At 61.9% G+C, this 10000-nt stretch carries 7 protein-coding genes; 3 read left to right on the top strand and 4 right to left on the bottom strand.

The window, feature by feature from the left end; genetic code table 11:
• Both LDL37_RS08425 and LDL37_RS08420 read right to left on the bottom strand, forming a co-directional pair.
• Positions 1-997, bottom strand: a 997-nt coding sequence (locus LDL37_RS08425; protein WP_290796702.1) for an FAD-binding domain-containing protein, incomplete at its 3' end; no start/stop codon positions are given.
• On the bottom strand, positions 987-1931 hold the full coding sequence (locus LDL37_RS08420) for an NAD(P)-binding protein (protein WP_290796699.1): 945 nt from the start codon (positions 1929-1931) through the stop codon (positions 987-989). The genes LDL37_RS08420 and LDL37_RS08425, both read right to left, overlap by 11 nt.
• A 200-nt stretch (positions 1932-2131) precedes the next feature.
• Between LDL37_RS08420 and LDL37_RS08415 the strand changes: the two genes are divergently transcribed.
• The 3 genes from LDL37_RS08415 to LDL37_RS08405 all read left to right on the top strand — a co-directional run bounded on the left by LDL37_RS08415 (position 2132) and on the right by LDL37_RS08405 (position 5480).
• The gene (locus tag LDL37_RS08415; protein ID WP_290796696.1) at positions 2132-3148 is read left to right on the top strand and encodes a hypothetical protein; all 1017 of its coding nucleotides are present in this window, start codon (positions 2132-2134) and stop codon (positions 3146-3148) included.
• Positions 3149-3411: 263 nt separating this feature from the next.
• Positions 3412-5169 carry a methyl-accepting chemotaxis protein gene (locus LDL37_RS08410; protein ID WP_290796693.1) on the top strand — a complete coding sequence of 586 codons (1758 nt, stop codon included), beginning with the start codon at positions 3412-3414 and terminating at the stop codon, positions 5167-5169.
• A complete protein-coding gene (locus LDL37_RS08405) occupies positions 5166-5480 on the top strand; it encodes a hypothetical protein (protein WP_290796691.1) in 315 nt (104 codons plus the stop codon). The genes LDL37_RS08410 and LDL37_RS08405 overlap by 4 nt, the downstream gene beginning before the upstream one ends.
• Before the next feature lie 18 nt (positions 5481-5498).
• Here the strand turns inward: LDL37_RS08405 and LDL37_RS08400 are convergent, their stop codons facing one another.
• Together LDL37_RS08400 and LDL37_RS08395 are read right to left on the bottom strand one after the other, a co-directional pair.
• Positions 5499-6917: an alkaline phosphatase gene (locus LDL37_RS08400; protein WP_290796688.1), complete on the bottom strand. Its 1419-nt coding sequence runs from the start codon at positions 6915-6917 to the stop codon at positions 5499-5501.
• Positions 6918-7061: 144 nt separating this feature from the next.
• Positions 7062-9986 (bottom strand): TonB-dependent receptor, encoded by a 2925-nt coding sequence (locus tag LDL37_RS08395; RefSeq protein WP_290796685.1) that lies wholly within the window; start codon positions 9984-9986, stop codon positions 7062-7064.
• Positions 9987-10000: the final 14 nt, after the last annotated feature.

The following is a 10000-nucleotide window of genomic DNA, read 5'->3' as shown; positions in this document are numbered from 1 at the left end:
CCCGCGTCAGGCCGACCGGCAGGCGGCTGGTGAGCAGGGTGCGCGTCCCGAACGACCTCAAGGCGCTTTCCAGTTCCGCACGCGAGCTAAAGAGGCGGACCTCGGTTCCGATCTGCTGTGCCAGTGTTTGCGCCACCGAGGCCGTAGCCGCCGCGACCGGGGCCTTGCCCGTCACCAGCGCGGCCACGCCGACGATCGGCTGTTCCGCCAATCGAAACCCGTCCGCGCCGAGGTCTTCGGATGTCACCAGCAGGACCGAGGGGGCGCGTGGGGCCGGTTGAGCGGTCGGTAAGGTCACCACGGGGGGCGGTGGCTCCATGACAACCGGGGCCGGGTTTCGCGCCAATCCGGTCGGTCGAAACCGCCCGGCGGAGCAGGTGGCAATCGCCTCCGTTGACGCCAGATAGACCTTGCCCGGCGTATGTAGCCCGGCGACCCAGCGCCACGACAGGGTATTGGCCGCTTCGTCGCCATCGAGCAGATGCTCAAGGAAAAAGGCTGCGCCCAGTTGCCACGGCAGGCGCAGGGTATGCACCCAGATACTGGCAAACGACATGCGGGCATGATTATGCAGATAACCGGTTGTGATCAGCTCAGAGGCCCAGACGTCGAAGGCGTCAATACCTGTGCGCCCCTCAATCGCCGAGCGGTAAGTCTCCCCGCTGCGCGTGGTTTCGGCCTCATCGCTGATCAGGTAATCCATATAGCGCGCCCAGATCGCCGGCCGCATCTCCAGATAACCGCGCCAGTAGGCCCGCCAGCATACCTCATCGATAAACTTGCTTGCTGAGGTGCCATGCGCCTTTTCGGCTGCCCGCGCCAGCTCCCATTCACCAATCAGGCGGTGACGCACATAGGGTGAGAGTCGTGACACGTGCCCGGTTTCCTCGGGGCCGGGGTCAATATTGCGCTCACGGCCATAGGCGCTTCCGGCACGCGGCAGGAAGGCGCTGAGCCGCTCAAGCGCTTGCGCACGGGTCAGGGCTTCAGGCCGCAAGGAGGGCCTCCGCCAGTTCGAGGCCAGACAGCCATGCCGCTTCGACGCGCGGTCCCTTCAACCAGTCGCCGCAGAGCCCGAGACCCAGCGCCTTATTATAAAGAAGGCTGTCCACACCCTCGCCTGTGCGGGCATAGCGCCACAGGTGCGCCTTGAGCAGGACCGGTTGCGGCAGGGGGTGGCTCACCAGCGCCTGCCAGGCCGCGAACATCGGGGCGGCGGCGTCCTCGCGGCTCAGATCAATATAGGCCGCCGTCCAGTCGGGCGTCGCCTGTAGCACCCAGGCGCTGGTTTTCGCGCGGCCCGGCTTGGCGGCATTGTTAGCGACCCACGCCAGCACGGGCCCCGGAATGCGCATCACGGGCGCAAGGTCGGGCGGGTCTTCCGAGAAAGACACCATCGTGGTCCAGCACGGTTGCGACGGGTGAGCGCGGGCTGTCTGCGCAAAATCCACTGCCCACGGCGTCAAGAGATCAGCCGCCTGTTCGGACGGGATGGCGACAATCACCTGCGCATAGGGGCCGAAAGTCTCGTTTTCGGCTCTGAGATACCAAGCACTCGGCGCGCCCGTGATGGCCGTAATACGGGTACCGAAACGCACGCCAAAACGCTCACACAGATGCGCCAGAGGCGAGCACATCATGGGCGTGCCGACAAAGGCGTCCGGCCCGGCGTCTGGCCAGCGGGCGGCCAGCCCGTGCTGTACCCAATGCTCGACCTGAGACACAAAGCGCGGATCACGAACGGTAAAATACTGCGCACCGTGGTCAAACAGGTACGCCGTATCGTTGATCCGCTCGCGCCGCGTGGACATACGCCCGCCGGGGCCGCGGCCCTTGTCAAACAGATCGACGGCGTGGCCGGCCGCGATGAGCCGCTGCGCCGCCGACAGACCGCTGATCCCGGCCCCGATGATCCCGATACGTTGTGACATGACCCCATTACGCTCAGGCAAAGGACACGGATCAGACGGAGATGATTGGGAAGGCCCGCAGCCTTCCAGAGCACAGGGTTATATTTTATACTTAACTTGTCTTTGGTCGCGGCACGCGTGTATATAAATTCCAGTTTCAAGGAAATATCATGCCGGAGAGATGGCCTTGATCATCTCTGAGCAAGTTGGGTTGCCGCCAAATGGCCGTTCTGTCATCAAGCCACATACTGTCTTTGATCGAGGAAAAGTACAGTATTGCGTGGATTGCGTTTCCGTTTGATGGCGGTGAGTGGACAGGCTCGCGATCACTTGATTATTTTATCGGTTATGACTCAGGTAATGGTCCCTTACGCCCCCGCTTTCTGGCGTCCGTGCACCCGGATGACCGGCCGGAATTGCTTCTCGACCTGTCGTTTTTGACCAAGCGCACCCTGCCATGTCGGCGAACCGTCCGTTTGCAGGCGGCCGGGCGCACGGAGCGCCATGTGCAGATCGAATTCCGTCATGTTGAAGGGCCGGACTTTGACGGGCTTAACCTGCTGCTTCTGAAAGAAGTTTCGTCGGAAATTTATAATATTCAGAGACTTGAGCAATTCGACAAGCAGCGCGAACAGGCGATGCGCAGTTGGAAGATGAAGGGTCTGTGGTGGGCAGACTGCGAGTATAACCTGATCGACTATACCGGGCGTGATGAACTGGTCTTTGACCGCTCGCTACTGGGCCGCCGATACATGGAGATCGTGCCCCCGGAACATCGTGATGCCCTATCGGCAAAACTGCTGGATATCGGACAACAGGCCAGACCTTTTGACGTCCCCGTCTACGTCATGGGTTCGGATGGCGAGACGCGATCATATCACCTCAGGGGCGCGCCCTATTACGAAAAGGAGACGATCTCGGGGTGGTGCGGTTACATCAGTTATGCGCCGGTAACGATTATGCCTAATCTCAGCGGCCGAACCGACGGCGCGCTGATCAGCCAGTTGAGTGCGCCCCTGCTGAGGGCGGGGTGTGCGGCGCTGGGCTGGAATTATGCTGAACTGGCAACTCGCGCCCGGCTTTCGACCTCCACTGTCAATCGCATCCTCACCAGTTCAGGCCCTCTGACAGAAACTTTCCGATCGTCCAGCCTTCTGGCCATAGTCGAGGCGATGGAAGCAGCAAACCTCACCTATCGGCGGGAGGCTTGTGGTGGTATATCGCTGTGCGTGGGATGAACAGGGTGTGGTTAATTTATACCTTAGAGGTGCCCGCGTTCACTAAATGCATTTTGACAGTTCTGGTTGCAAACGCGCCCCTCTGATGCCGCAAAATGACAGCCAAGCTGTCAATTTATGTCGCAAATGTGTCCTTCTGTCGCATTGCGCCACATGCTTTTGTTTACCGACATACTTAACCTTTTACCGGTGCGGTCCGTCTGATCCGAAAGTCTTCTGGGTCTTCAACAGAGCGCATAGCGGCGGAGGGGCGGGTGGTCCTGATGCCGAGACGAACGCCTTGGGGCGTTATTCGTATTCACCGGTCATCGGGGGCCAAAATGCAAAACTTGCGTATCGGTACAAAACTACTGGTTCTCATCATCATGATGGGATTGATAACCGTTGTAATCTCAGCGTTTGGCGTAACCAGAATCAATTTTCTGAACGAAAATCTGGGTACGGTTGATCAGGTTAATTCCGCAGCGACCTTGGGCGCGCGCATGAACCAGAACACCATAGTTCTCAATCGCTCTGAGTATCGCGTCGCCGCTGATCCTTCGGCACAAAACATAAGAGCGTCCAGCGAGATCGTAGACAGTAATCGCCAGCAATTTTCTGAGCGTCTGAAAAAGGCCTACGAAACGGCAGACGCCGACGAAAAGCGTCAGCTTGATACGATACAGGCGGAATATGCTGAATATTTGCAAGGTTTAGACAAAACCTATGAGCTGGCGCGCAGCGTGGGCAGTCAGGTGTCGCTTACTGAGGCGCAGCGTAACATCAACAGTCAGGTCGTTGAAAATCGCAAGCAGGCCGATAAGCTGCAAGCGGCCGTCAAGGCCTATGTGGACCGCATTGATGCGCGGGGCTCAAAGACCGCCGAAACCGCCAAGGCGCAGGGCAGTCAGGCGGCCTGGGTCATGGTGAGTGTGGCCGCTGTGGGTGTGGTTTCGGGTCTGGCTCTCGGCCTTCTGATGTCGCATTTCGGTATTTCGGTGCCACTCAACCGTTCGGTGGATGAGCTGCGCAAACTGGCCAATGGTCAGCTCGAAACGGACATCAGCGGTGCCAACCGTGGCGATGAATGCGGCGATATTGCCAAGGGGCTGGTTGTCTTCCGCGACAATGCGGTGCGGGCCCGTGAACTGGAAGCCGAAGCTGCTCAGCAGAAGCTGCGTGCCGAGCAGGAGCGCAAGAAAATCATGCTGGGCCTGGCTGACGATTTCGAAAAGTCGGTGGGCGGTATCGTAACCCTCGTCTCCAGTGCGGCCACTGAAATGCAGGCGGCGGCCGCGCAGTTGAGTGCCACGGCGCAGGAGGCTTCCGCGCAGTCGGTGGCCGTCTCTGCTGCCGCCGAAGAGGCCGGGGCCAATGTCACGTCGGTCGCCGCCTCTACGGAGGAGCTGGGCGCTTCTGTCGGCGAAATCGGCCGTCAGGTCGAAACCTCGGCGACGGTCGCGGCAACGGCGGTGCGTGAAGCCGAAGAAGCGCAGATCGTGGTCAGCGAACTGAACGAAACCGCCACCTCCATTGGCGGCGTAGTCGATCTGATCGCCGGTCTGGCCAGCCAGACCAACCTGCTGGCTCTCAACGCCACCATCGAATCGGCGCGGGCGGGTGAAGCCGGTAAGGGCTTTGCGGTTGTCGCCGCTGAGGTCAAGGCGCTGGCCTCGCAAACCGCCAGAGCCACGACGGACATCTCTGAAAAGGTCGCCAAGATTCAGGAGGCGACAGAGCGCGCTGCGACGACCATGCGCAACATTGCGGGTACGATCCAGAGCCTGAACCACTCCAGCACAGCCATCGCCTCGGCGGTCGAGCAGCAAAATGCCGCAACGCAGGAGATCATTCAGGCCGTCAATCAGGCCTCGGTCGGTACGCAGGAGGTGACCTCCAACATCACCGGCGTGGCGCAGGCCGCTGAGCAGACCGGGGAGGCCGCTGTGCAGGTGCAAAACTCCTCTGCCGAACTCGCCGTTCAGGCCGAACGCCTGCATCACGAGATGGACAAGTTCCTGGCGACGGTGCGTGTGTCATGACACAGACCCCAAAGACTCCGCACGGCGAGTCTCAGTCGCGCGTGGTCTATCTCGACGATGTGCCGTCCTTACCGCCCGAGGCCCATGCCACGCTGGAGCAGCTTGTTTCCGACATGTCGCGGCAACTGTCAGGCGTTTATGATCAGTGCCGCGTCATGAAGGAGCGGCACGGGGTGACCAGTGAAGCCGAACTGCTCATCATCAGCCACGCGTTGGCGCAGTTCCGGGAGGGGTTTCGCGGTCTGCTACTACGCAGTCTGAACGCTGAGGGCGCAGACCCCCACCCGGCGCAACCGGATCGTCCAGCCTGAAGCTGCCGAGCCCCGGCCTCAGGGCTTGCCCGCAGCGTAGCGCATCACCTGATAGAGGAAGGTCGATTCCACCGTCCCTGTCAGGAGGTGCGCAAACGGGCCAGAGGCATAGACGGGCACATCTTCGCCCGCGTGCTGGGCGCTCGACATGGGCGTCAGGGCCAGTTGATGGAAGTCGGGCGATAGCGCCTCCTCTTCCGTCAGCGGCGGGCTGCCTGCGGGGCGCGCGCCGGGGCCGGTCGCATAGTTCAGCGTCAGGCGCGGCTGGCCGTTTTTGTCCGGCTCATTGACGCCGTTCTTGCGCGCCAGCCCCAGGATCGGCTCATTGCGCGTCGATCCGGCGCTCAGCGTCAGGCCGTGGCTGTGGTCGGCGGTGATGATGATCAGCGTCTCGCTGGCGTCGGTCATCTCCAGCGCCGCCTTCACCGCCTTATCCAGCTCATCGACGTCGGTCAGGGCGCGGTAGGCGTTGTTTTCGTGGTGCCATTTGTCGATGGAGGCGGATTCGACCAGCAGGAAGAAGCCGTCCTTGTTGTGCGACAAGACCGAGATGGCTTTGCGTGTCATCTCTTCCAGAGTGGGTGTCGGGCCCTGACCCTTGTGATCGACGACCGAGGGCAGGTCACCATCAGCAAACAGGCCGAGCAGGGTCTTTGTGGTCTTCGTATTGACGGCGGCCAGTCCCGCTTTGTCGGTGACCACCACGGCACCGGGCAGGTTGCGCCAGTCGGCCGTGAGGTCGCGATCCTGACGCTTACCGCCCTGTGCGGACGTTACAAAGCGCGCGCGGTCACCGCCGAGTGCCACATCAAGGCGCATGGCCTTCGGCGCTTCGATCATCTGGCGGGCGAGGTCGATACAGCCGGCCTGTTTCGCCTCGGTGGGCAGTTCGGCATCCGAGCGCCAGCCGCGCGTCGGCACGTGGCCATAGGCCCCGGCCGGTGTAGCGTCGGTGAGACCCGCCGTGGTGACGATACCCGTGGCCTTGCCCTGCGCTTTCAGGGTTTCGGCGATGGTCGGGATGCGGCCTTTCAGCGATGAGGCGCAGTCATTGCTTTTGACCGTCGCATCGACGCCGATGGCGGCATTGATCGTCTTGACGCCCGTGGTGATGGCCGAAATGCCGTTGGCAGAGTCGGTGACAAACTTGTCCGCCGAATAGGTCTTGGACAGACCCGTATAGGGCAGGCCTTCAAAGGTCAGGCGATAGGAGGCCCCGTCCGCGCCCCGCGTCTGCCCGGCCAGAATACGCCCGGCGGTGACCGAGCTGATGCCCATGCCGTCGCCGATGAACAGGATGATGTTGCGCGCTTTTTTCGTATTGGGCGTGCGGGCCAGCGCGGCCCGCAGCTCAGGCGACAAAGGGGCCGGGGCCTCGGCCATAGCCGGGGCGACGCAGAGAACGGACAGGGACAGGCAGACGAACAGGGACTTCATGGAGCCTCCATAGATAAAGGAAGCCCCGCCGGCTCTGGAGAGGGACCGGCAGGGCCAGAGCTTCATGCCCAAAAGTTGAATACACTTTTGGGCATGAGGCGAAAATGGGCGGGTTCAGATACGCGATCCCGCTGGATTGTACAGTTAAAATTTACCGCGCACGCCCACCGAGACACTGCGGCCATTGAAGGTGTAGCCGCCGAACTGGCCGTTCTGCGTGAACTGCCACTGGGCCTCGTTGGTCAGGTTCTGCGCTTCGATGACCAGCGTGAACTGATCGTCGATCTTGTAGCTGAAATTGCCGTCCAGCGAACCATAGGCCTTGTCATTCAGGCTGGCCAGACCGCCGGTGCCGACCGAGGCCAGCACATCATCCACCCAGGCATAGGACAGACGCGCCCCCAGACGGTCCTTCTCGTAATAGACCGTCAGGTTGTAGCTGTTCTGGGCCACGTTCTGCATCTTGTCGGTGAGGGTGGCCGAATAGGCCGCCTCTGAATCGGTACGCGTATAGCTGGCCAGAGCGCCCAGACCGTCCCACGGTGCGGGCAGGTCACGGAAGTTCTGCTGCCACGCCAGTTCCATGCCCTTCACCCAGGCATTGCCGCCATTGACCGGGGCGGTCAGGGTGTAGTTCTGACCGTCGATAGTAATGGTGGTGTTCTGGTTATACACAAAGGTGGTGATGTCCTTATAGAACAGGCCACCGATCAGGGCCGAACCCGGCGCGAAATACCACTCCGCCGTCAGATCGTACTGATTGGCTTCGAACGGATCGAGCAGTGGGTTGCCACCGACGGCAGTGAACACGGTTCCCGATGAGTTGAGCGTCAGGCGCGGCGACAGATCGGCCAGAGACGGACGGGTGATGACCTTGGCCGCAGCGGCGTGGACCTGCACGCGATCCGTCACCTCATAGACGAGGTTGAGGCTTGGCAGGGTGTCACGATAGGTCTTTTCAAAACGCACCGGCAGGGCGGCCGTGCCCGTATCGGCGTGGCCTTGCGACACCTGCTCGGTTTCGGCGTAACGCACGCCCACTTCGCCGCGCAGGGTGCGTCCGAACAGTTGCGTGTCGATATCCGCCGCTGTGTAGGCCGCCGAAATCTTTTCCGACACATAGTAGGAGTTGCGCAGGTCGCCGCGCGCCGGCGCCGTATTGGCGATGGCCGACATATCGAGGATGGCCATGAACTTATCACGGTTCGGGCTCAGCCACGTCTTGGGCAGGGTGGCGCCCACTTCGCCCAGGAAGTTATCGACGGCAATGGTGTCGTAATAGTCACGGCCGAACAGGGTGTTGTTGCCGCCGATCGTCTTGCCGTTCAGATCGCGGGTAAAGTTGATGTCGCGGCGGTTATAGCGGCGCGACCGGTCGCGGACCTTCACGCCGGCCGAAATCTGGCTGAAGGGGCCGAAGCTCAACTCACGTTTGGCGTCAAACTGCACGGCGTTTTCTTCATCCAGCGAGTCGTTGACACGCCATTCCAGACGGCGGAAAGGCAGGATCGGGTCGCTGAGGCTGCGCGTCAGGAAGGTCAGGGTCGGCACGCCGTCACCCACCTGCGGTAGGGAGAAGTCGAGCCCGCCGGACGCGCCCAGCACGCGGGTGCGGGTGATCGGCTGGTCGGTATTGGAATAGGCGCGCGCCACATAGAGGCTGCCGCTCAAATCCCACGCCCCGAGCTTCTGCTTGATGCTCAGATCGGTCAGTTGGTTGTCGTGAACCAGATAGTCGATTTCACGCCCGATCTGGGTGCTGGTCGAGGTGGTGCGACCGCCGACCAGCGCGCCATCGCGGACCTGACCCGTGTTGGCAACGAGGCTGGAGAGGACGAAGTCCGCCGAATAGGTCAGCTCGTCATAGAAGTCGTCGAGGTGCGAATAGAGGTGCGACAGCGAGATTTCGGTGCCTTCGCGCGGCTTCCACTGCACGGCGGCCGTGACGCCCCAGCGTTCGCGGCGCTCGGTTTCCAGCGTCGGGCGCACGGCGCTCGGCACGTAGGTGGTGTCGGTCACACCGTCGCCATTGACATCAACCTTGCCCGTCGTCCAGCTCACGCCCGTGATGCGGTCCGAGCGCAGGCTGCGGATGCCGTAATTGGCCGACACGAGCACGCCCAGCGTGCGGTCTTCATTATTCCAGCTCCACAGGCCCGACATTTTGGGGTCGGTCTTTTTGGCCAGTTCGACATAGGTCGAGGTCAGGCTGATGGCCGAGGTCGGGCGTTTGAAGTCGAGCGGTTTGAAGGTACGCAGATTGACCGTCCCGCCAATGGCGCCTTCGTCCATAGCGGCCAGGGGCGACTTGATGACTTCAACGCCGGAGACCATTTCGGTGGCCAGGGTATCGAAGCGGAACTGACGGCCCGATTGGCCGGAATCGCGCACGTTTTCGTTCACGGCGGCGCTGCGGCCATCAATGGTCACGTTCTGGAAATTGGGGCCAAGGCCGCGCACGCGCACGAACAGGCCTTCGCCGCGGTCGCGCGTGATGGAGATACCCGGTACGCGCTGAAGCGCTTCGGCGATATTGTTGGCGGGAAATTTGCCGATGTCTTCGGCATTGATGACGTCAACGACATTGGTGGCGCGGCGCTTTTCGTTGAGCGCCTTCGACAGCGAGTTACGGAAGCTGGTGACGACGACCTCTTCGACGGGCTCGTCCCGGACGGGGGCTTCAGCACTGGCGGCCGGGGCACTGGCCGCCGCCGTGCGCGCGACAGGGGCCGAGGTCTGCACCTGACCGGCGCGGATCACCACGACCTCACCCTTCATCGTATAGGCCAGAGACTGACCGCGCAGCAGACGGGTCAGGGCCTGATCAAGGCTGAGGCGGCCACTAAGGGCGGCAGTGCGTTTGCCGCTGGTCAGGGTCGGATCGGCGACGATCTGCACACCGGTTACGCGCGACAACTGCACCAGGGCGGTATCGAGCGCGCCCGCCTTGATATCGATGTCTATGGTGCGCGAGGCTACGGTCTGCGCCTGCGCGATGTGCGGCGCGAAGCCGCCGAGGGTGAGGGCTGTCAGAGAGGCCGACAGGCAAAGAAGTCGAGTGAAGGTCACGGTCTTATCCCCAT

This window comes from Asticcacaulis sp., assembly GCF_020217185.1.
Classification (GTDB): domain Bacteria; phylum Pseudomonadota; class Alphaproteobacteria; order Caulobacterales; family Caulobacteraceae; genus Asticcacaulis.
This window is presented reverse-complemented; position numbering and strand designations above follow the sequence as displayed.